22 protein-coding genes are annotated in these 22,323 nt (G+C 64.6%); 9 read left to right on the forward strand and 13 right to left on the reverse strand.

What is annotated here, in order from left to right:
- Positions 1-24: 24 nt before the first annotated feature.
- A complete protein-coding gene (locus DRF71_RS25080) occupies positions 25-900 on the forward strand; it encodes a LysR substrate-binding domain-containing protein (protein ID WP_198672371.1) in 876 nt (291 codons plus the stop codon).
- Between the two features lie 503 nt (positions 901-1,403).
- On the opposite strand, the gene DRF71_RS25085 is transcribed toward DRF71_RS25080, so the two are convergent.
- Both DRF71_RS25085 and DRF71_RS25090 read right to left on the reverse strand, forming a co-directional pair.
- Positions 1,404-2,159, reverse strand: coding sequence for an anti-sigma factor family protein (locus DRF71_RS25085; protein WP_112313199.1), 756 nt, complete (start codon positions 2,157-2,159; stop codon positions 1,404-1,406).
- A 2-nt stretch (positions 2,160-2,161) separates the two neighbouring features.
- Entirely contained in the window at positions 2,162-2,680 is a 519-nt protein-coding gene (locus tag DRF71_RS25090; protein ID WP_232831678.1) for an RNA polymerase sigma factor, read from the reverse strand.
- 165 nt (positions 2,681-2,845) lie between these two features.
- Here DRF71_RS25090 and DRF71_RS25095 point away from each other — a divergent pair, with 165 nt between their 5' ends.
- The 3 genes from DRF71_RS25095 (at position 2,846) to DRF71_RS25105 (ending at position 5,877) form a co-directional block, all read left to right on the forward strand.
- Positions 2,846-4,195 carry a S8 family serine peptidase gene (locus tag DRF71_RS25095; protein WP_112313200.1) on the forward strand — a complete coding sequence of 450 codons (1,350 nt, stop codon included), beginning with the start codon at positions 2,846-2,848 and terminating at the stop codon, positions 4,193-4,195.
- A gap of 71 nt (positions 4,196-4,266) precedes the next feature.
- Positions 4,267-4,629, forward strand: coding sequence for a hypothetical protein (locus DRF71_RS28295; protein ID WP_198672372.1), 363 nt, complete (start codon positions 4,267-4,269; stop codon positions 4,627-4,629).
- A 3-nt stretch (positions 4,630-4,632) separates the two neighbouring features.
- Positions 4,633-5,877 carry a PqqD family peptide modification chaperone gene (locus DRF71_RS25105; protein WP_112313201.1) on the forward strand — a complete coding sequence of 415 codons (1,245 nt, stop codon included), beginning with the start codon at positions 4,633-4,635 and terminating at the stop codon, positions 5,875-5,877.
- Here the strand turns inward: DRF71_RS25105 and DRF71_RS25110 are convergent.
- The 5 genes from DRF71_RS25110 to DRF71_RS25130 all read right to left on the reverse strand — a co-directional run bounded on the left by DRF71_RS25110 (position 5,861) and on the right by DRF71_RS25130 (position 11,301).
- The gene (locus tag DRF71_RS25110) at positions 5,861-6,244 is read right to left on the reverse strand and encodes a ribbon-helix-helix domain-containing protein (RefSeq protein ID WP_112313202.1); all 384 of its coding nucleotides are present in this window, start codon (positions 6,242-6,244) and stop codon (positions 5,861-5,863) included. The two genes, DRF71_RS25105 and DRF71_RS25110, sit on opposite strands and share 17 nt — an antisense overlap.
- A 56-nt stretch (positions 6,245-6,300) precedes the next feature.
- Positions 6,301-7,851: a GMC family oxidoreductase gene (locus DRF71_RS25115; RefSeq protein ID WP_112313203.1), complete on the reverse strand. Its 1,551-nt coding sequence runs from the start codon at positions 7,849-7,851 to the stop codon at positions 6,301-6,303.
- Entirely contained in the window at positions 7,848-8,363 is a 516-nt protein-coding gene (locus DRF71_RS25120) for a hypothetical protein (protein WP_198672373.1), read from the reverse strand. The genes DRF71_RS25115 and DRF71_RS25120 overlap by 4 nt, the downstream gene beginning before the upstream one ends.
- A 477-nt stretch (positions 8,364-8,840) precedes the next feature.
- Positions 8,841-9,902 (reverse strand): ParB/RepB/Spo0J family partition protein, encoded by a 1,062-nt coding sequence (locus DRF71_RS25125; protein WP_112313204.1) that lies wholly within the window; start codon positions 9,900-9,902, stop codon positions 8,841-8,843.
- Between the two features lie 4 nt (positions 9,903-9,906).
- Positions 9,907-11,301 (reverse strand): AAA family ATPase, encoded by a 1,395-nt coding sequence (locus DRF71_RS25130; RefSeq protein WP_112313205.1) that lies wholly within the window; start codon positions 11,299-11,301, stop codon positions 9,907-9,909.
- A 598-nt stretch (positions 11,302-11,899) separates the two neighbouring features.
- Between DRF71_RS25130 and DRF71_RS25135 the strand changes: the two genes are divergently transcribed.
- The 5 genes from DRF71_RS25135 (at position 11,900) to DRF71_RS25155 (ending at position 17,512) form a co-directional block, all read left to right on the forward strand.
- A complete protein-coding gene (locus DRF71_RS25135; RefSeq protein ID WP_112313354.1) occupies positions 11,900-13,147 on the forward strand; it encodes a replication initiation protein in 1,248 nt (415 codons plus the stop codon).
- Positions 13,144-14,172: a GlxA family transcriptional regulator gene (locus tag DRF71_RS25140; protein ID WP_232831679.1), complete on the forward strand. Its 1,029-nt coding sequence runs from the start codon at positions 13,144-13,146 to the stop codon at positions 14,170-14,172. Before DRF71_RS25135 ends, DRF71_RS25140 begins: the two co-directional genes overlap by 4 nt.
- A 283-nt stretch (positions 14,173-14,455) precedes the next feature.
- Entirely contained in the window at positions 14,456-15,454 is a 999-nt protein-coding gene (locus DRF71_RS25145; RefSeq protein ID WP_112313356.1) for an ABC transporter substrate-binding protein, read from the forward strand.
- Between the two features lie 140 nt (positions 15,455-15,594).
- A complete protein-coding gene (locus tag DRF71_RS25150; RefSeq protein WP_112313206.1) occupies positions 15,595-16,482 on the forward strand; it encodes an ABC transporter permease in 888 nt (295 codons plus the stop codon).
- On the forward strand, positions 16,475-17,512 hold the full coding sequence (locus tag DRF71_RS25155) for a quaternary amine ABC transporter ATP-binding protein (protein WP_112313207.1): 1,038 nt from the start codon (positions 16,475-16,477) through the stop codon (positions 17,510-17,512). Before DRF71_RS25150 ends, DRF71_RS25155 begins: the two co-directional genes overlap by 8 nt.
- Before the next feature lie 102 nt (positions 17,513-17,614).
- Here DRF71_RS25155 and DRF71_RS25160 read toward each other — a convergent pair whose 3' ends face one another.
- The 6 genes from DRF71_RS25160 to DRF71_RS25180 all read right to left on the reverse strand — a co-directional run bounded on the left by DRF71_RS25160 (position 17,615) and on the right by DRF71_RS25180 (position 22,112).
- On the reverse strand, positions 17,615-18,007 hold the full coding sequence (locus DRF71_RS25160; RefSeq protein ID WP_112313208.1) for a hypothetical protein: 393 nt from the start codon (positions 18,005-18,007) through the stop codon (positions 17,615-17,617).
- Between the two features lie 24 nt (positions 18,008-18,031).
- Positions 18,032-18,865 carry a M15 family metallopeptidase gene (locus DRF71_RS25165; protein WP_112313209.1) on the reverse strand — a complete coding sequence of 278 codons (834 nt, stop codon included), beginning with the start codon at positions 18,863-18,865 and terminating at the stop codon, positions 18,032-18,034.
- Between the two features lie 85 nt (positions 18,866-18,950).
- Entirely contained in the window at positions 18,951-20,033 is a 1,083-nt protein-coding gene (locus DRF71_RS25170) for a DUF475 domain-containing protein (RefSeq protein ID WP_112313210.1), read from the reverse strand.
- A gap of 284 nt (positions 20,034-20,317) precedes the next feature.
- The gene (locus DRF71_RS27775) at positions 20,318-20,476 is read right to left on the reverse strand and encodes a hypothetical protein (protein WP_157971282.1); all 159 of its coding nucleotides are present in this window, start codon (positions 20,474-20,476) and stop codon (positions 20,318-20,320) included.
- Positions 20,477-20,772: 296 nt separating this feature from the next.
- Entirely contained in the window at positions 20,773-21,405 is a 633-nt protein-coding gene (locus DRF71_RS25175; protein WP_112313211.1) for a 3-oxoacid CoA-transferase subunit B, read from the reverse strand.
- Complete coding sequence (locus DRF71_RS25180) at positions 21,405-22,112, reverse strand: CoA transferase subunit A (protein WP_112313212.1); 708 nt, start codon at positions 22,110-22,112, stop codon at positions 21,405-21,407. Before DRF71_RS25180 ends, DRF71_RS25175 begins: the two co-directional genes overlap by 1 nt.
- Positions 22,113-22,323: the final 211 nt, after the last annotated feature.

Consider the following 22,323-nt stretch of genomic DNA (forward strand, 5'->3'; position numbering starts at 1 on the left):
ACATGCCGGGGCCCTTCCCTTCCGATGTCTTCCGCTCCCTCCCTGACCTCGCTGCGCGCCTTTGCGGCCGTTGGCCAATGCCTCAGCTTTACCGAAGGCGCGCATCGGCTTGGCGTCACGCAAAGCGCAGTCAGCCGGCAGATCCGCCAGCTGGAAAGCACGCTCGACATCGCGCTGTTTCGCCGTATCGGCAATGCGGTTGAGCTGACCGAGGCCGGAGCGAGCCTGCATGAACGCCTTGCCGGAGCCTTTGATCTGATCGACGACGCCGTGCAGGAGGCGCGCAAAACCGTACCCCGTCAGAAGCTGACCCTGCTGGCGCCACCAACTTTCGCAAGCCGCTGGCTGTCACGCCAGCTGGTCTCGTTCCGGCAGCGTTTTCCCGACCTGGATCTGTCATTGCATCTCAGCCCGGATGACAATGTGCGCTTTGACTGCGTGATCCGTTTCGGAACCGGGCCGCGGGATCGTCACTCTTCGACCCGGCTGCTGGTCGAACAGCATATCGCGGTCTGCGCCCCTGAAATCTGGTCCGACCCCGAGCGGCTGCGCCGAAGCTGTCTCCTCTATGTTCTCGACCGCGCGCTGCGGCTGCCGACCTGGGATAACTGGTTCGCATCAACCCAGCATGACCGCCGCGATCTGCCCGAAAACGCGATGGAATTCGCCACCCTCGACATGGTGACCGAGGCGGCCGTTTCCGGCGCGGGCCTCGCGGTGATTGATCGCAACATGATCGAGCCGGAGCTTGCCTCCGGCAGCCTCGTGCAGATTGACCCTGTGGTGGTGACAGGCCCCTATGGCTACTGGCTCGATATCTCGACCGAGCGGCTGGCGCGAAGCCGTGTTGTGCATTTTGCCCGCTGGCTGCAGCAATTGGCCCATAGCCCGTTGCGCTAGCTGTTCAGCCCCGGCCGATTTGCGATGAAACGATCCGGCCCGAGGCCCCGCCCTTGCGGATTTACCGGGTGTGAGAGCGTTGCGTGACCTGAGCCCGCAGGCAAAGGCGCAGGCCGCTCTGCTGGCGCTGAGATACAGCACGAATACTCCCTGTGTCTCGCCGCACCAGTCGATGGGAAAGCTGACGTCTCGTATCAATCACGGCCATTCCCGGGGCCATCGCAGAAGCGGTGCGCCCATTTGAGATTGATCCGTGACGCAGGATATCCGTGAAGGGGCGCAGCCAGTCACTCTCTGCACTCGGGCAGCCCTTGCCCGGGGGGGCGAGCCGCGCATCCAAAGCGGCGCAGAGCGGCAAACGCGCGCCATCGGTCCCGGCCTCACCGGTGATCGGGCGACCCCGAACTGAAACAGCAGCCCGTTGGCCCTTTTCGTCACGGTGATGGCCGGATCAAGCCCCGCTGTCAGCCCGGCAGCGCCCGGAGCGCCACACAGAAGCAGGGTCAGGGCCTGACGGGATTTGCCGCGCCCCCGGACAAAGCCTCCTGCTCCGCCCCGGCATCCAGAGCCGGGCCGGCCCCTGCCCCGTCCAGCCAGTGATCGGCCATGCCGCTCAGCAGATCCGAGGCGGGCTGGAACCCCTGCCCCGCCGGCACTTCGGCCCGCAGCGCCAGCCGCCAGTCCGCGCCGTCAAGGCATCTGATCTCCCGCTCCTGCACCGCGCCGGACGCCGCCGCCCCGTCTGTCGACCCCATCCGGCACAGGCCCTGATCGGTCTCATAGCTGCCCAGCATCCGCAGCCGCGCCCCCCCGGGCAGCACGACCTCCTCACCGGTGGCCAGCGTCGCCCAGGCCGCCTCACTGGCGTCGGTCAACCGGGCCGCCAGCGGCGCATCCTCCCCGGCAGTCCGGCCCAGCATATAGCCCCCCATACCGAAGGCCAGCGCGGCCATGGCAGCGGCAAGACCAATCCCCGCCGCCCATCGCCGACGCGGCGCCAGCGGCACGACATTGCCCGCGACAGGGCCGGGGCGCTGCATCGAACCATCTGCGGGCGCTTCCACAATGGCACGGACCAGCCGGTCCGGCACCGGACCCGGCGCCATCGCCGCCCGAAGCAGCCTTGCGGTGCCGGTAAAGACCGCCAGCCGCCGCTGCAGCTCCGGATCAGCCGCCACCAGCGCGTTCAGCTGCCCCACCATGGCAGGATCCAGCTCGCCATCTGCCAGCGCCATCAGCATTTCATCGGTCACTTCCATAATTACCGCCCCTGCTCTGCGGCGCTCTGGCCGCCTTCCAGCAACACCGCCAGCGCCCGCCGCGCCCGCGCCAGCCGGCTCATCACCGTGCCTTCCGGGATCTCCAGCACCTCCGCCACCTCGCGGTAACGCATCCCCTCGACACAGACGAGCATCAGCACCGCCCGCTGTTCTTCGGGCAAGGCCGCCATCGCGCGTTCCACCGCCTGCAATTCCAGCCGCGCATGCGCCGTTTCCCGCCCATCCTCGCCGATCAGGGCCGATTCCGGCGCATCCTCGATCGGCTCAAGCCGCCGCCGCGCGCGGGTCTGGTCAATGAACCCGTTGCGCATGATGCGAAACAGCCAGGAATCCAGCCGCGTTCCCGGGGTGAAGTCCTCCAGGTTCCGCAGCGCCTTCTCACAGGTCGCCTGCACCAGATCGTCGGCGCCATGACTGTTCTGCACCAGACTGCGCGCGAAAGCCCGCAGCCGCGGCAAAAGCCTGACCATATCGGCCTTTAGTCCCTCGCTCGCTGCCACGTCGCCCCTGCCCCGTCTGTTTCCTGACACAATAACGTTTCCGCCCCGCGCTCTATTCCCGCAATGCGTCAGATTTTTTAAGATGGCCCGCCTGAAGTCCCGCCGGGAATAAAAACGTGGCACCGGCCGTTCTGTCCAGTGGCCCAACAGAATGAGGAGAGCCAGATGGAAAACCGCAGCACGACCGGCCAGGGGCCGGACCGCACCCGCCGCCGGCTGCTGGCCCGGCTGGGGCTGGGGCTGGCCACCGCCTATGTGGCGCCGGCCCTGACCGGGTTCGACAGTGCGCGCGCCTCGGGCGGGTCGGGGGGATCCGGCGGTTCAGGCCGGGGATCGCGGGGCGGATCGCGCCCCGGCGGCACCGCCCGCCGCCAGCCACCGCAGCAACCGAAGAAGAAAGCCGCGCCGCCGCCGCCCGAACTGGTGCTGCTCCTGACCGCGCCGCCCCCCGATCCGCAACCGGCCGAGCGGCTCAGCGCCGCGAATTACCGCATCATGCAGGAGACGACCCTCGCCGGCGGCCGGCTCTACCGTCTCGGCCTGCCGCCGGGGCGGGATGTGCCAGAGGCGCTGGCCGATCTCGCGCAGCTCTTTCCCGGCGCGGTGGCGGACCGCAACGGGCTTTACAGCCCCGATGACTTCCTGTGCCCCGATGAGGGTTGCGCCGCTCATACCGCCATTGGCTGGACCGGCTGGCCACGCGGAATCGCGCCCCGGATCGGTATGATCGACACCGGCATCAACCCCGACCACCTCGCGCTGAAGGGGCAAAAGCTGACCATCCACAGCCCCGATCCGGGCGGTCGGGTGGCGGCGGGGCGCCAGCATGGCACGGCGGTGGCCGCGCTGCTGATAGGCGCCGCAGACAGCCGGACACCGGGCCTTTTGCCCGAGGCCGAGCTCTTCGCGGTCGAGGCCTTCCATCGTGGCAGCGGCGGCGACGCGGCCGATGCCTTTGCTTTGGCCGCCGCCATCGACCATCTGCTGGGGCGCAATGTCTCGGTGATCAACATGTCGTTTTCCGGCCCGGAAAATGCGGTGCTCTACGCACTGGTGCAGCGCGCCGCGCGTCAGGGCATCGGGCTTGTCGCGGCGGCCGGCAATGGCGGGCCGGGGGCCGCGCCCTCTTACCCTGCCGCCTGGCCCGAAGTGATCGCCGTCACCGCCGTCGACAGCGGGCTGAACGCCTGGCGCCAGGCCAGTCGCGGGCCGCATATCGCATTTGCCGCTCCCGGGGTCGGGCTGTGGACGGCGGCCTCGGTCTCGGGCGGCAGGCTGCGCTCGGGCACCTCCTACGCCGCTCCCTTTGTTACCGCCCTCCTTGCGGCAGAGCGCGCCCGCGACCCGGCGACCGATCTGGCAGGCCACCGGCAAAGACTGGCTGACTGCGCCCGCGATCTGGGCGAGCCCGGTCCTGACGAGATTTTCGGTCATGGATTTATTTCCACACCAGATCAATGTCCTGCTGGAAATTCCGAAAATAATTCACCTCTTTTCAATGTCAGCGGGGAATAAAGCGGCGACGGCAATCGTTGTTCTGGCATCGGCGAAAGAAACGCTGACCTCATCAGAGAAAGGACGATCCGATGGCCGGTTCCGAACCGAAAGACATCAAAGCGAAAGCCCCGGATATGCTGTCGCGCCGCCGCCTGTTGCTGCGTATGGGCATGGTTGCCGGCGCAGCCTATGCCGCCCCCGCCATGGTGGGCTTTGACGCCGCCCATGCGAGCGGCAATTCGGGCGGCAACTCGGGCCGCGGCGGAAATTCCGGGCGTGGTGGCAACTCGGGCCGCGGCGGAAATTCGGGCCGGGGTGGCAACTCGCGGGGCAGGTCGCGCGGCAACAGCCGGGGCCACTCGGCCCCGTCCCGCAATACCCGCCGGGGCCACAACGGCAAACGTGCCGGCGGCGAGCTGCCGAACTGGATGCGCAGGGCGTTCGGGGGCTGAGCCATGCGCAGCAGGACCACGCAGCAGAGCAACCGGGTCACAGACAGCCGGGACAGGGCACCCGCCGGATATGAGGCGCTGCATTTTCCCGGTACGGCCGGCCGCGTGGTCCTGCCTCCCGATCCCGCCCTGAGACAGGCGCTGGCCGCCTGTCTCAGCGGCTGGGTCCCGAAATCCACCCGGCTGCGTGGCCTGCCCGCATCTCCGCTGGCGGCGGTGGCTCCGGCGACGCGGCCCGGCCGGTATCACCTTCAATCGCGCTATGTCGAAGAGGCCAGCGAGGATCTGCCGCTGGCCAGCACCGTCTGCGCCCTGATCGCCGATCTGTCCCAGAACTGGGCAGAGACGGCGCGGGGCACGGTCGGGCTGCATGGCGGCGCGGTGGCTGTGGGCGGGCAACTTCTCCTGATCACCGGCCCCGCCCGGGCCGGCAAAAGCACCCTTGTGACGCGCCTCGCCGCAGCGCCCGGGGTCACCTTCTTTTGCGACGATGTGCTGCCGGTGAATACCGGGGGCGAGGGTATCGCCCTTGGCATCGCGCCCCGGCTGCGGCTGCCGGCCCCCCCTTCGCTGGCGGCGCTGGCCCACGCGGCGATAATCACCGCCGATGACCATTACGGCTATATCCGCCCGCCCCTCCAGGCGCCCCATGGCAGCCGTCTGCCGGTCGCCGCGATCCTGCTTCTGGACCGGCGCGAGGGTGCGGCGGCGCAGCTTCACCGCCTCGATCCGGCCGAAGCGGTGGCGACCCTCCTGCGCCAGTCGATCACCGGCTTTGCCTCAGCCGAAGCAGCCTTTGCCCGCGCCCGCGCCCTGACCCGGGATCGCCCCTGCCTGCGGCTGGTCTGTTCTGACCTGGACGAGGCCGCAGAGCTGATCCTGCGCAGCTTTACCGAAACCGGGCTTGTCACCGCCCCCCTGCCCCCGCTGCCCGCCTTGCCCCGGGATACCGGGCCGCAAACACCGCCAGCCCCGGCCGGCCGGGTGTTCAGCCGCGCGCCTTTGACCCGGCTGCGCCGGCATGGCGCCTCTGCCTGGCTCTGGCAACCCGGTGAGGCGATGCTGTGGGAGCTGAACCCGGTCGCCCATGCGGTCTGGCTGATGCTCGACCTGCCCGGCAGCGCGACGGATTTCGCCGCCGCCCTGGCACCGCATTTCCCGGACATCCCCGAAACCACCCTCACCGCCGATATCGCCCGGTTGCTGGCCGATCTGCAGGAGTCCGGGCTGATCAGTGCTGCTTGCTGATCACCGCCGGAATTTTGCGCCGCTCCAGATGCGAGCGCTGTTCCAGCTGAAGGATCTCGGCCGCGGTCAGCGCGTTCTGCGCCCCGGCCGGCAGCATCAGACCCTTCAGCTGCAGGTCGATAAAGCGCAGACAGCAGACCCTGAGGAAGGAGGTGAAGTTCCCCAGATCATGCCCCTCGTCAATCGATTCATTGTAAAGCTGGTGCAGGAGCTGCGGCACATTCAGATCCTCGCGCGCCGCGATCTCCTCCAGCACCATCCAGAACATGTTTTCCAGCCGCACACTGGTCACCATCCCATCCATCCGGATCGAGCGCGTCTGGCTCTCCCAGAGCTGGGGGTCGGCACCGATAAACACCCTGCACATGGACTGTCACTCCTTTGAGGAAACGGGCCCGCGCTGTTGGCGCGGGCCCGGATGGGTCACAGATTGCCCGCCTTCAGCGCGCCCGCCAGATATTCCGCCTGACGGATTGCCAGCGTCGGGTTTGCCGCCGCCCCGGTCGTCATCACCGAACCGTCCGACACAAAGAGATTCGACACCTCATGCGCGCGGCCCCATTTATCGACCACACCATCCTCGGGTCTCTCGCTCATCCGGCAGGTGCCGAGGTTATGCGTCGAAGGATAGGGCGGCGTCCGGTGCGACGACACGGCCCCCACCGCCTCATAGAGCTTTTGCGCGTGCTCATAAGCGTAGTTGCGCATCGCGGTGTCATTGGCATGGTCGTCGAAATGCACATTCGGCGCGGCGAGGCCCCACTGGTCTTTCACCGTCCCGGACAGCGTGATCCGGTTCGAGGCCTGGGGCATATCCTCGCCCACGATCCACATGCCAGCCGTATTCGCATAAGCATCCATGATCGCGGCGAATTCCGGCCCCCAGGCCCCCGGCTCGACAAAGGCGGCAAGGAAAGACGGCCCAAGCGACAGCGTCTCCATATAGTAACCGCCGACGAATCCGCGTTCCGGCTTGTTCGGCGCCTCATCGGCGATGATCCCGGCCATGGTCTCGCCCCGGAACATATGCACGGGCTTGTCGAACTGCGCATAGACCGAGCCGGTCATATGCCGCATGTAATGCCGCCCGACATGATCGGCGCCATTCGCAAGCCCGGTCGGGAAGCGGTTGCTTTCCGAGAGCAGCAGCAGGCGCGGCGTCTCGATGGAATTCCCGGCCACGCAGACCACTTTCGCGGCCTGACGGTGAAGATTGCCGTCCTTGTCGACATAAAGCACCGCATCGGCCTTGCCATCCGCGCCATGGGTGATGCGCACGACATGGCTGTCTGGCCGCAAATCCAGCAGGCCCGTGTCCAGCGCACGCGGGATTTCCCGCACGAGGGTTGACCATTTCGACTTGTTCTTGTCGCCCTGAAAGTTGAACCCGTCCTGGATCGAGGCCGGCCGCCCGTCATAGGGCTCGGCATTGGTGGCATAGGGGCCGGTCGCATATTGCTTATAGCCGACCCGCTCGGCGCCATTGGCAAAGACCTTGTAATTGTTGTTCGCCGGCAGCGCGGCGCGACCATGGCGATGGGTCGAGCCCATGGCGATCTCAGCCTTGTCATAATAAGGCGCTAGGTCTTCCAGCGTGATCGGCCAGTCCAGCAGCGTCGCGCCCTCGATATCGCCATAGGTCGTCTTCGCCCTGAACTCGTAATCCCTGAACCTTGGCGTCGCACCCGACCAGTGGGTGGTCGAACCACCCACGGCTTTCACGATCCAGGCCGGCAATCCCGGGAAGTCCTTCGCCACCCGCCACGACCCCGAGGTCGTCCGCGCATCCAGCCAGGCCATCTGGCGGAAGGCTTCCCATTCGTTGTTGTGGTAATCCTCGTTTTTGATGAAGGCACCCGCCTCCAGCAGCACACAAGGGATGCCGGCCGCGGTCAGCTCATAGGCCAGCGTGCCGCCCCCTGCCCCGGATCCGATGATGACGACGGCGGGATCAGAATTTGCGATCTGGTTCATTGTGCCGCCTCATATTCTTCAATGCGCGGCTCGGGGAGCCAGTCGAGATCGTTGAACCCACGGGTCAGATAACCGCCCTTGTCAAAGCTCGGGCCTTCATAGCCCAGCACCGCCCAGACCTCGGGGTCATCATACAGCGTCACCACCGTCGTGGCCCTGGTCAGGCGGAAAAAGGGCGCATTCTCCAGGGTTTTCAGATGTGCCAGCGCCGCCGCATCATCGAGACCGGCAAACCCCGCCTGGTCGAGATCATAAAGCGAGGCCGCGAAATCCAGCCGTTGCGCCGGGCTGCCATTCGCCGCCGCCAGCACCGTATCCGCCGTACGCAAATAGGCGCTGTCGGGGAAATTCGGGTGCGGGAAAGCCACCCGCACCACCCGCGCCAGCAATTGCCGGCTAGCCTCATCCTTGCCCGGGTCCAGCGCGATATCGGCGAATGCCCGCGTGCCAACCGAAGCCGCCACCATGGCCGACGCGCTGCTCAGCAGCACGCGGCGCCTTGTCGTTTTCATGTTCTTCTCCTCCCATAGATTTGCCCTGGCCGGGCAGCTGGCAGTCCGGGCGGATCGCTCCGCCGTTTCCGGTCACGCTGATCTGCTGGCTGGTGGGCGTCGGGGAAGGCCCCGGTCATCCATGAGCTTGCCGGGGGCATGCCCCCGTGTTCCACCAGAGAACTAGGCGCCGGACCTCCCGTTCCGGATGCCTGCCCTGCCCGCTGGCCGATGGAATCAACTCTAGGGAACAGAAAGCGGCGGTGGGTATTACATGAATACTACCCGCGCGCTTTTCCGGATCTCGCCGCAAAGGCCCGGCCTCGACCGGTCGGAATACCCCGCCCACTGGGCCGGATAAGGCCCGGGGCGGGACAGGCTGCGCGGGACGCCACAGCGCTGATCGGGTGCCGGACCACCCTTTCAGCGCGCCAGATTTCCCCTGGCAAGGCCCCTGCCCCGCCAGGATAAAGCCATTTAAATCAAATTGTTACACTATCATCCAAGCGCGCGCGCAATCTCGCGCATCACCCGCTCGACGATCTCACGGCTGGCCGCGCGACCGCCAAGCCGGATCGACCAGCCCCGGGCATCCTCCTGCGCTTCCAGCCTGAAGCCCGAGGGCGACAGAACCGGCGGCAGCATATCGCGCTTTGGCCGTCCGCCCCGTTTCGGGTCGGCGGCCTTTGGCGCCAGCCCCGCCAGCGCCTGTTCCAGCAGCGCCGCCTCTTCCTCGGCCGTGGCCGGGCTCTGAAGCGACAGCGCATCGCGCAACGCAGCCTCTGCCCCTTCGCGCAATGCCGCCGCCAGCCGCAGCCCGTCTTTTTCCCGCAGCTGCTCGGGGAAGGCGAGCATATCGCCCAGCTCCTCAAAGATCAGCGCGAAAGAGCGGATCTTTGAGCGCTTGCCCTTTGACGCCACCGGAAACAGCGCCTCGACCGCCGCCTCGACATTGGGGAAAGCCCCCTGCTGCGCCGCCAGCACCGCGATGCGGCCGCGCTCATACTGGCTGAGCCCGGCACGAACCTCGTTCTCTTCGACCATGGCGGCAATCGGGCCGCCCAGCGTCGCAGGGTCACGCACCAGCGCCCGGATCCGCTCATAACGCGCCTCGCCGGTCAGCGCCTGCAGCGCCCTGACCGCCATCAGCCGCCGGTAACCCGACAAGAGTCCATAGCCCCCTTCGGGCAGCGCGAAGACTTCGACCGGCAGCCGCAGCCCGTTCTTCGCGATGGAAAGCTTCAGCTCCTCCAGCTCCTCGGCCCCGATCGAGGTACGGTCGCGCACCAGGGCATCGGCCTCGATCCCGGCGGTAGGCAGATCCAGCATGACCAGCCCCTGCCCCTGCGCCTCACGCCAGGCGCCGGCATCGGCGCGGTCGCGTGCCGCCTCGGCCCGCTCGGCCACCGGACGCGGATCCAGCGCGGCGGCGGCATCGGCGGCGACGGTGGCAATCGGTGCCACAGCCGGGCGCGGATGCGTGGTCTCGCGGCGGAATTCCTCTTCGACGCGGTTGATGTCTTCGGCCGAGGGCGGCACCAGGGTTCTGCGCTTCGCCATTGCCTCAGCCCTCCGCTTTCGCCAGCTGCTGATCGCGCCACCAGGTGCCAAGGATCAGCTCTTTCACCTCGGCCCAGGTGCGGTCAAACGTCTCGCGCCCCCGCACCCAGGTGTCACGGTTATAGTCGCGGTAATCGGTCTCATAGATGCCCGAGACCTGCTCCCCCGCCTGCCCCACCATGGCCGTGACCTCCTGGCGGTAGGTGGTCATAAAATCGCCGAACCAGGCCTGGACGACATTGGCGAGATCGGTTTGCTGCGCCGCATCGAACCGGGTGATCAAGGCCCGGACCGCATCCCATTCGAACCGCATCTCGGGCAGACCGGACAGGCGGCGGGCACGGTTCTCGCCCTCTTCAATCGAGGCGAAGGTGGAATAGATCATGTCGAAAAACCGCCCCGTGGAATCGAACTCCAGGAAGGAGGCCCCAAGCGGCACCAGCAGGATATCCGCCGCCGCCAGTGCATTGATCGTCAGGTAACCAAGCGCCGGCGGGGTATCGAGCAGCACGAGGTCGTAGTCGTCCAGCAGCCCGCCCTCGGAAAGCGCATTCGAAAGCGCGTCCCAAAGCTGCCAGGACCGGAGCTGCATCCGCCAGACCGGCACCTGGAATTCGGCCCAGTACAGGTTCAGCTGCGCGCCGATCAGGTCGATATTCGGCCAATGGGTCTTTTGCACCAGGTTTCGCGGCGAAACCTTCAGCGCCTCGGTCAGGGTTTCGTCAAAAGGGAAGGGCGCGTCCCCGTTGGCCACACGAACCTCGTTCTCCTCTTGCAGCCGCAGCGCATAATCGCGGGCCAGCAGCGGGAAAACGGTCTTCCATTCATCCTCGACCTTACCGCCCATGATCGAGGTCATCGAGCCCTGGCTGTCGAGGTCGATCACCAGCACCTTATAGCCATCCAGCGCCGCCGACATCGCCAGATGCGCCGCCGTGCTGGTCTTGCCGACCCCCCCTTTGAAATTCGCGATGGCGACGACCTTGGCGGGCAAACCCTCGGGGCGCCAGGCGCGGTATTCACGCCCCCGCGCGCCTTCCTCGGCAAAGTGGTCGCGCAGCGCCAACACCTCTTCAAGCGTGAACCATTTCGAGCCGCCCTCCCCTTCGCCCTGCGGCAGGTCTGGATTCAGACGCAACACGCGGCGCAGATGGGCGGAGTTGACCGGGATCAGATAGCGGCACACTTCCCAGGTGGAAAAGCGGCGCAGACGCTTTTTGCCGTCAGGCGCATAGCCGCGTTTCGCCAGATCATCGCGGCCCCTGGTGGCAAAGGCCGCCGCCTTGGCGAAACGTGCCGTGTCTATAGGTCCGGAGAGTCGCGCCGCCGCCTGGGCCGGGTCGATATTGAAATAGGGGGGCAGATCTGCCTTGCCCGGAAGCACGGGTTTCTGTGCCATTCTTTGCCTGTATGTTCGCAGTTTATGCTGATATTGCGCGAACTATGGCACATCATCGGTGAAAAGGGAATCGCGTTGACCCGCCTCTCTGCTGATCTTTCTGGATTTTCTCGCAAAGAGACACCAGAGCAGATCCTGTTTCAGAATCTTTTTTCGCTTTAGAGTCTTTACCAGGTCACTAATCCAGCAAAAACATCGGTTTCCCGGCAGTCGGGCGCCAGGTTTCAGGACGAAGGGTGCCCGATTCCGGGCGGAAAGGTATCCGTTTTCGGGGCGATGGGTTCCGATTCGCGGGGCAGGGGGGTGAAACGGGGCAAGCCGGGGCCAAAAAGGCCGGCACAGAGCCTGTTTTGCCGCGCTCAGTTCATCCGGCCCGAGTCGGCATCCCGGAAACGGATACCTTGAAAGACGCGCGGATCGGAACAGGTCTCCGTTTACGGGGCGGGCCGGAGGGCAGGCAAATGGTTCCCGTGCGGTCCTTGCAATCGGATACCTTTTGCCGGATGATCCCGGCATAATCAAAAGCGAAAAGCGGGATTCGGTCATGGGCCAGAATTCCCATACAGCCGGAACCACGGCTGAGCATGAGGGCAGGCGGATGCAGATTTCAGACCGGGTTATCCCGGAGCGACAGACCCCGGCAGAGGATATTCCGCGCGAAAGGCTGAGCGGTCCGCTCAGGCGGGGCGCGGTCAAGAAACATGTGGCGGCGATCCATGTCTCGGGCAAGCTGAGCCTTTTGCAACGCAAGCTCTCGAATGTGCTCTTGCTGAATGCCTATGACACGCTGACCTCGCAGGCGCGCCACCAGATTGATGCGCGCACGCTCTGCCTGATGATCGGCTACAATTCGAACGATATGGAGACCCTGAAAACCTCTCTGCGCGGGCTCGCAGAGACGGTTGCGGAATGGGATATGCTGGATGCGGATGGCCAGCAGGAATGGGGCGTCTCGGCGTTGCTCTCTTATGCGAAACTGAAAGGGGGCGTCTGCGAATATGCCTATTCGCCGGCGCTGGCCGAGAAGCTGCATGACCCCAAGGTCTTCGCGCTGATCAACCTGAACATCCAGCGGCGGTTCACCTCGGGCCATGCGCTGGCGCTGTACGAGAATTGCTACCGCTTTGTGCGCACCGGCTCGACCGGCTGGTGGTCGCTGGATATTTTTCGCCGGCTGATGGGGGTGGCGGACAGCCCTTATTATGACGAGTTCAAACATCTTAACGCGAAGATCATCAAGCCGGCGGTGGCAGAGGTGAACAAGACCTCGAATATCGTGGTGGTGCCGGAGCTGCGGAAGATGGGGCGGCAGGTGACAGAGATCCGGTTTCTGATTTCGGAAAACCCGCAACTGGCGATCCTGGATCTGGATGACGGCGAGGGGCATCGCAGTTCCGAAGTCTATGCGCGGTTGCGGGCGCTTGGCGTTTCGGACCGGCTGGCGCGGCAATGGATCCAGGAGCATGGCGAGGATCATCTGCACCAGAAGCTGGATTATGTGGCGGGGCAGGGCGGTGTCAGGAACGCGGTCGGCTATCTGTCGAAAGTGCTGAAAGAGGGCGGTGCGAAAGAGGCAGTGGAGGTTTCGCCGCGAAACCTTACCGGGGCGGGCGCTTTGTCGCCGCGCGCGCAACGGCTGGCCAGGATCCAGGCGCTGGCCCAGGCACGCACGCCGACCCAGCGGGATGCCGACCGGCGGCTGTTCCTTGCGCGCCTTGACGGCGCGGCGCGGGATGATTTTGAACGCCATGGCTGGATGTCGGCGCTGAATGCGGCGACGATCCTTGCGTTTTGGGAGGAGGTCTCGCCCGGGGCCTTTGACGGTATCGCAGGAGGGGCGGTGTGAGCGCCAGGTCATTCATCTCGCGCGGGGTCGCGCATATTGATGTGGCGCATGAGGGCGCGCCGGTCTCGGTGGGGTTCGTGCTCTTGCCGCAATTCACCATGCTGGCCTTCACCTCGGCGGTGGAGCCTTTGCGGGTGGCGAACCAGCTCGCCGGAAAGACGCTGTTCGAATGGGCGGTCTGGTCGGCCGAGGGCGAGCCGGTGATGGCCTCGAACGGGATGAAGGTGGTGGTGGACGTTGCGATGCCGGCCGAGGCCCCCTCGGGCTATGTGCTGATCTGCGCCGGGACCGAGCCGGAAATGACCACCACGCGGCGGATGTCGGACTGGATCCGGGTGCAGTGGCGGCGCGGGCGGACGGTGGGCAGCCTGTGCACCGGCGCCTATACGCTGGCCAAGGCGGGGATCCTGAAGGACCGGCAATTCACGCTGCATTGGGAGAACATCCCTGGCTTCATCGAGACCTATCCCGAGCTGGAACCGCTGCGCCGGGTGTTTTGCATCGACAACCGGGTGATCACCTGCGCCGGCGGCATCGCCTCGGCCGAGCTGGTGGTCAAGCTGATCTCGGAACATTACGGGCCGGCGCTGGCGCAGGCGGTGATGGATATGTGCCTTCTGACCCATATGCGGCGCGAAAGCGATGATCAGATGACCTCGCTGGCGTCGCGGCTGGGCACGCGGAATGAGCATGTGGTGAAAGCGGTGGCCTGGCTTGAAGGGCGGCTGTCGGAGGATTTTCTGCTGGAGGAATGCGCCGATCATGTCGGCGTCACCCCGCGCCAGATCCAGCGGCTGTTCCGCCGCTATCTGGGCGTCACGCCGGTGCAATATCTGAACGGGTTGCGGCTGTCGCATGGGCGGCTGCTGCTGTCGGAAACCAATATGACGGTGATGGAAGTGGCGGTGGCCTGCGGCTATGTTTCCTCGTCGCATTTTGCACGCAGCTTCCGCCAGAAATACGGGGTTTCGCCGAACAAGTATTCGCATTTCCCGGGCGGGGCGCGGACCGGGAAAGCCGTATGAACCAGATGCATCGCTGGTCAGGCGACCATGCGCAAAGCAAAAAACCTGTGAATCGCCCTCATATGCGCGCGGGCGTCGCAATTCTGTCGTCAGTGTCGTAATTTGTCCGGTGACCTGAGGGAATATGCGTTGATTTCAGGGAAAAGGACTCAACTGCCGGCGATGGGCAGGGGCAGGGTATGCCCCTCAGACTGCCTGACAGCGCCGACGGGACCATCCATTTCGCAGAGATGAGCGGCATCATCTGGGAATTGCCTGAACAAACCGCAACCGGGAGATGACAATGAAAAATTCCGTCGCAACTGTTGCGCTCTCGCTGGGGCTTAGCCTTGGCGCGACCGCTGCACTCGCCGATTGCGGTGATGTGACCATCGCCAGCATGAACTGGCAAAGCGCCGAGGTGCTGGCCGCGCTGGACGCGATCATCCTGACCGAGGGCTATGGCTGCAACGCGAGCGTGATCTCGGGCGATACGGTGCCGACGATCACCTCGATGGTGGAACGCGGTCAGCCCGATATTGCGCCCGAAGGCTGGGTCGATCTGGTGCCGGAAGTCATCGCGCGCGGCACCGAAGAGGGCCGCCTGGTGAAGGGCGCGCTGGCGCTGTCGGATGGCGCGGTTCAGGGCTGGTGGATCCCGAAATACCTCGCGGATGCCAATCCGGAAATCAAAACCATCGACGACGCATTGGCGAATCCCGGGCTTTTCCCCGATTCCGAAGACCCGACCAAGGGCGCCGTCTATAACGGCCCGCAGGGCTGGGGCGGTACGGTGGTGACGACCAATCTCTTCAAAGCCTATGGCGGCGAGGAAAAGGGCTTCAAACTGATTGATACCGGGTCGGCGGCGGGCCTCGACGGCTCGATCGCGCGCGCTTACGAGAGCAAGCAGGGCTGGGTCGGCTATTACTGGGCTCCGACCGCGCTGCTCGGCAAATACGAGATGGTCAAGCTGGAGCATGGTGTGCCTTACGACGCCGAAGCCTGGAAGGCCTGCAACTCGAATGCCGAATGCGCCGATCCGCAAAAGAACGACTGGCCGGGTGATACCGTCCAGACCATTATGACCTCGAAATTCGCCGAGACCGCGCCGGCGGATGTGAAGGCCTATCTGGACACGCGGTCCTGGTCGAATGCGACCGTCAACGGGCTGATGGCCTGGATGACCGACAACCAGGCCACCGGCGAAGATGGTGCCCGTTACTTCCTGAAAGAGAATGAGGAAATCTGGACGAAATGGGTGAGCCCCGAAGCCGCCGAGAAGATCAAGGCTTCGCTCTGATCCTGTATCGGCGGCGCTCTGCCGCCGGCCAGTGCCGCGCCGGGTGATCCCGGCGCGCGCGCTTTGAAAAGCCAAAAAGACCAACAGGCCCGCCAAAGGGCCGGCCACCCGTATGCACGGCATCTGACAGGGACACCAGGATGGAATGGCTGACTAAATTTCCCACCATGGACACCGGCGCGCTGCGCGATTTGCGCAAGGGCATCGACGAGTCCTTCCGGGGGTTCACCCGCGCCTGGGGCGATACGTTTGAATGGTTCTTCGAGCCGCTGCGCGTCTTCCTGATCCAGGCCGAGCGCCTGATGCTCAACACGCCCTGGCCGATTGTGCTGCTGGTGATCGGGCTGATCGCCTGGTTTGCCAGCCGCAGCTGGAAGATCACCGCTTTTGCCGTGGTCTCGCTGATCGCCATTGGCTGGTTCGGCATGTGGGAAGACACGATGCGGACCATCTCGATGATCTTCGTCTGTACGGTGGTGGCGATTGCGGTCGGAATTCCAGTCGGCATTCTGATGGCGCGGTCAAACCGGATGCAGGCGGTGGTCAATCCGGTTCTGGATGTGATGCAGACCATGCCGAGCTTCGTCTATCTGATCCCGGTGGTGATGCTGTTGGGGATCGGGCGGGTGCCCGGAGTGATCGCGGTGGTGATCTATGCCATCCCGCCGATCATCCGCCTGACCAACCTTGGCATCCGCATGGTCGACAAGGATGTGCTGGAGGCGGCGGATGCCTTTGGGTCGTCGTCCTGGCAAAAGCTGAAGAATGTGCAGATGCCGCTGGCGCTGCCCACGATCATGGCCGGGATCAACCAGACGATTATGATGGCGCTTGCGATGGTGGTGATCGCGGCGATGATCGGGGTGCAGGGGCTGGGTCAGCCGGTCTTGCAGGCCATCAACAACCAGTATTTCTCGATCGGCATGTTCAACGGCTTCGCCATTGTCTGCATCGCCATCATCTTCGACCGCGTGAGCCAGGCTTACGGTCGCCGCCTGCAAAAGCATCTGGAGATCGTTCATGGGTGAGAAAGCCGCCATCGGGATCGAGGTCCGCAAGCTTTACAAGATCTTCGGCCCAAACGCCGCTGATATGGTCGCCCGGGTCGAGGCCGGCATGACCAAGACCGAGCTCAATGAAAAACACGGCCATGTGCTGGGGCTGAGGGATATCAATATCTCGATGCCGGCGGGCGGCATCCAGGTGATCATGGGGCTGTCGGGGTCGGGGAAATCGACGCTGATCCGCCATATCAACCGGCTGATCGACCCGACCTCGGGCGAGGTGGTGGTGGGCGGCGATGACGTGGTAAAGATGAATCCCGACCAGCTGCGCGAGTTCCGCCGGCATCAGACCGCGATGGTGTTCCAGAAATTCGCGCTGCTGCCGCACAGGAATGTGCTGGAAAACACCGTCTATGGGCTTGAGGTCCAGGGTGTAGACCGCGACGCCCAGGTGAAATCCGCCACGATGTGGCTGGAGCGCGTGGGCCTGAAAGGGTTCGAAAAGAAATACCCGAACCAGCTTTCCGGCGGCATGCAGCAACGGGTGGGCCTTGCCCGCGCGCTGGCCAATGACGCGCCGATCCTTTTGATGGATGAGGCATTTTCCGCGCTGGACCCGCTGATCCGGGTGGATATGCAGACGATCCTGCTCGACCTGCAAAAGGATATCCGCAAAACCATCGTCTTCATCACCCATGACCTTGACGAGGCGCTGCGTCTTGGCGACCGGATCGCGATCCTGAGGGACGGCAATATGGTGCAGCAGGGCACCGGGCAGGAGATCGTGATGACCCCCGCCGACGGCTATATCGAAAGCTTTGTCGAACACGTCAATCGCGGCAAGGTGATCCGGGTGGAAACCGTGATGCAGCCCGGAGCCAGCACCGAGGGTCTCGCCCCCATCGCGGCAACCGCGCTGCTGGAAGACGCCGCCAAACAGCTGATCGCCGGCAATGCCGCCCGCCTCGCTGTCACCGACCCGTCGGGCCGCCCGCTTGGCACTGTCGACATGGCAGCCATCACCCGCGGCATGTTCCCGGTCCAGGCCGCCTGATCCAGGCCGCCGCCCCCTTTCATCTGTCCGGAAATATCCCGGGGGAGGGAGGCCGTCAGGCCTCCCCGGGGGCAGCGCCCCCGCCTGCGCAAGCAGGACCCCTCAACGATACACATCCACAGTGATGAAATTGCCGGTGCCGCCCCGGCCCCAGATCTGCACGACCACCACCGCGCCGCCATTGACGATGGCCTGACGTGCGCCTTTCGACATGGTGCCCCCCATCAGCATCTTCTCCATCGCATCGCGGTTCTTCACATCGCCGAAAAAGCTGTCCCATTCATCGCCGGGATCGCCTTTACCGAATTTGTGGAAATTCGCCCGGTCCTGACGCAGGATCTGCCAGGGTTGCGTCAGCCGCTTGCCTTTCGAATTCACCAGATCGGCCGGGCCGATATAAGCCGTGTATTCTTCCAGCAGCTCCTGGGCCGCCACGGGTGCGGCGAGGCCAAGGCCAAGCGCGGTAGCCAGAATGGCAAATGCACGAAAACGCATGATTTTACTCCTGTCAGGATGGGATCAGTCTGCCCGGTTGCCCGTGAGCCGCGCATGGAGGATCAATTCGGGCCGATATTCGAAATGCATACCGTCGAAATGGTGCCATTTCCCGCCCCAGATAAAGCCGTGGCGCTCCATCTCGCGCACCAGGACCTCGGGATAGCGGTTCTCATAGGGACCGACGGCCCCCTCTGCCGCGCCCGACCAGCGCCAGTAGCCGCCCAGATCGGTGTTGAAATCCACCGCCATGCCAAAGCTGTGGCCCGACAGCCTTGTCGTCCCGGCGATCGCCCGCCAGTTGAAGCTGCCGCCAATGGTCTGGAAATACACATCCATATCGGGGCCGGGCGCGGCAATCGCGTTCAGCGCGGCCTGCAGCTGCGTTGCGGCGCAAGTGCGGTCTGAAAGCTGGAAACTGGCCTTTGACTTGCCCGGCCAGGTGACGGTGACAAGGGAGGCTGCCACCTCTTCCTTGCTGTCACCGTAAAGCGCACGGAAGAACGGCTCGTTCCGGGCGCGGCCGGGATCGAACCAGGGCTCCTCCCGCCGTGTCAGATCGAAGGCCAGCGGATAGGTTTGCAGGAATTGCTCGGAGATATTGGCATCTTCCAGCCGCTCTTGCGGGGAAAGCGGCACATCGCCGAGGCCGGTGGGCAGCTTGCGCCCATCGGCAAGGGTCAGGGTCTGGCGGTCCTCGCTGACCTCCATCCCCGGATAGGCCAGTTCCAGCGCGCCGATCCAGGGCAGTTTCGCCATGGCCGGCAGGTCGGTGGTCAGGAAATCACGGATCTCGCAGGCCCCGGCGGGGCCCGCGCTCAACACGATCACGGCCAGCAGATTGCGCAGTTTCACCATAGGCCACTCTCTCTGCGTGCTGGCCGCAGCGTTACCCGAACCGGGCGCGCCGGCTGGCGAGGATAGCCCGACCCCGATGCGCCCCTCAATGCGTCCCGGGATTGGTCCGGTTCCAGCGGATCGAGGACCAGAGCGACACCCCGATCAGCATCGCGCCGCCAAGGCCCGTGACCACTTCGGGAATTTTCACGATGACTTGCAGATACATGATTACCGACAGGATCAGGATAGCCCAGAAGGCGCCATGTTCCAGGTAACGATATTCGGCGAGTGTGCCTTTCTCGACCAGCATGATGGTCATCGAGCGCACATACATCGCGCCGATCCCGAGGCCGATGGCGATGACGAACAGGTTCTGAGACAAAGCAAAGGCCCCGATCACCCCGTCAAACGAGAAGCTGGCATCCAGCACCTCAAGATAAAGGAAGGCGCCGACGCCGCCCTTTGCCGCGCCCTCCAGCATCTCCTGGCTGCGGTCAAGGATGCCGCCCAGCACCTCGACCATGAGGAAGGTCAGAAGCCCCCAGATTGCGGCATGGAAGAAGGTAGTCGAGGCCACCGGGCCAAGCGCCGGATTATTCTCGATGATCTTCGAGAAGATGATCATAATCACCAGCACGAAACCGATCTCGATTCCCTTGATCGACGAGAAATCCGAGGCTTTTTTCTCGATCCAGCGCACCCAGTGCACGTCTTTTTCGCCGTCGAAGAAGAAGGACAGCGCGACCATCATCAGGAAGGTGCCACCAAAGGCGGCAATCGGCAGATGGGCGTCATGCATGATTTCGGCATAGCGCTCGGGCTGGCTGGCGGCCATCACCAGCGCGGTCCATGGTCCGACATTGGCGGCGATCACCACGATCAGCAGCGGGAAGACGATCCGCATGCCGAAAACGGCGATGATGATGCCCCAGGTCAGGAAGCGACGCTGCCAGAGCGGCGTCATATCCTTGAGCTTATTGGCATTGACGATGGCATTGTCGAAGGAGAGCGAGATCTCCAGCACCGCCAGAACCGAGACGATGAAGAAGACCTTCAAGGCGCCCATCGTGGTATGTTCGGTGGAAAACCCCAGCCATAGCCCCAGGGCAAGGCCGATTGCCGTCACCGCAAACGCGGCTCCGAAATAAGAGAGAGTGCTGCGTTCGGATTTTACCGGGCTTTGCATCGGGTCGTGCTCCTGGCCGATTCTCACGCATCTGTTATCCCGCCGCTACCGCACCGACCAGTGCGATTTTGCAGGGGCAGCATTGCGGAGCTGCGCCCCCGGGCACCCCGGGCGCCCCCTGTGCGATTTCTTGCCTGGGCCGGGCGGCGACAGGCCAACAGGCTGGTGCAGACAGGTCGGCGCAAACCAGGCCGGCCCGGATCAGAAACCGGTATGTTGCGCAGGAGATGCGGGGCTTCGGTGGATTTCCCCGGGACTGTTTGGCCACGGATCCGGGTTTCGCATCAATTGAACCGGAACCCGATATCGCAGCCTGGAACGCGATTGGCCACCAGAAGGCGCAGCAGGTCCAGCCGGATCCGGAGGTCATCATTGAACTGCCCGGCGCGCCTTTTGGCCTGCAACAGCCGGTGGTCCGGATCGGTAGGGCAGGTGGGGCGCATTATGCGCCCCCCTGGCGGGGCAAGCCCGCCTTCACGCATCTGCCCGGCCCGGCGCCGGGCGGGCTCGATTCTGACCCGGTTTCGGGGCTGGTGGCGGTGGCCGGTGCTGCATCTGCCCTGACCCCTTTGCCGAGGCCGGATCGCGAATGTGGCTCTCACCCGCGCAAAGAGCTTTGCCGCCGGATCTTGCGGGAGACGCTGAGGCGCCCGGTCCGCTGGCAGGGCGGAAATGCAAAACGCCGGGGACAGCCCCGGCGTTTTGTCATCTGGGGGCGGTCGCGCCCCCCTTTGGCCGCTCAGGCGACGATGGTGGCCTCGGTCGCGGCGCGCAGATCGGCCTCGCTGATACCGGGCGCGGTCTCGACGATGCGAAGGCCTCCTGGCACCACATCCAGCACGCCGAGATTCGAGATGATGCGGTCCACCACCGCCTTGCCGGTCAGCGGCAGGGTGCAGGCTTTCAGTACCTTGGACTCGCCGGCCTTGTTGGTGTGGTCCATCACGACGACCACGCGGCCGACGCCCGCGACCAGATCCATCGCGCCGCCCATGCCCTTGACCAGCTTGCCCGGGATCATCCAGTTCGCCAGATCGCCGTTTTCATCGACCTCCATTGCGCCAAGGATCGCCATCGCGATCTTGCCGCCCCGGATCATCGCGAAGCTGGTTGCCGAGTCGAAAAACGCGGTCTGCGGCAGCTCGGTAATGGTTTGCTTGCCGGCATTGATCAGATCGGCATCTTCCTCGCCCTCGAACGGGAAAGGGCCCATGCCGAGCATGCCGTTTTCCGATTGCAGCGTGACCTCGATCCCTTCGGGGATGTAATTCGCCACCAGCGTCGGAATGCCGATCCCGAGGTTCACATACCAGCCGTCCTGGAGTTCGAGCGCCGCGCGGGCGGCCATTTGGTTCCGATCCCAGCCAGCCATCACACAGCCTCCCGCTTGCGCACAGTGCGTTGTTCGATCCGTTTTTCATGCTGACCCTGCACGATCTTCGTCACATAGATGCCGGGCAGGTGGATCGCATCCGGGTCCAGCGCGCCAAGCGGCACGATTTCCTCGACCTCGGCGATGCAGATCTTACCGCAGGTGGCGGCGGGGACGTTGAAGTTCCGCGCGGTCTTGCGGAAGACAAGGTTCCCCGAAGGGTCGGCCTTCCAGGCTTTGACGATGGCCAGATCGGCGACGATGCCGCGTTCCAGGATATAGGTCTGGCCGTCGAAATCGTGGTGTTCCTTGCCGTCTGCGATCACGGTGCCGACGCCGGTTTTCGTATAGAAACCGGGAATCCCGGCGCCGCCAGCGCGCATCCGCTCGGCCAGCGTGCCTTGCGGGTTGAATTCCAGCTCCAGCTCGCCCGAGAGATACTGGCGCATGAATTCGGCATTCTCGCCCACATAGGACGAGATCATCTTCTTCACCTGGCGGGTTTCCAGGAGTTGCCCAAGGCCGAAGCCGTCGACACCGGCATTGTTCGACGCGACGGTGAGGTTCTTTGTGCCCGCATCGCGGATGGCCGCGATCAGCAGTTCCGGAATGCCGCAAAGGCCAAAGCCGCCGGCCGCGATCAGCATTCCGTCTTTCAGATGGCCGTCCAGCGCCTCGGCGGCGGTGGCGTGGATTTTCTTGCCCATAACCCCTCCTCATGGGTCGGTTTGGTATTGGCCGGGATGCTGATGGATTGCGGGCTGGGCCGGAATCCGTAGAAATACTTAGATGCCCAGGTAGACAGGAGGCGATGATGCCGGACCATGACCCCGATGACCTTGCGGCGCTGGCCTTCCTTCATGCGCCAGAGGCGACGCTGGTGCTGACCGACCGGGTGATACGCCGCGCCAATCTCGC

Source organism: Pseudogemmobacter bohemicus, from assembly GCF_003290025.1.
Taxonomy (GTDB): Bacteria; Pseudomonadota; Alphaproteobacteria; order Rhodobacterales; family Rhodobacteraceae; genus Pseudogemmobacter; species Pseudogemmobacter bohemicus.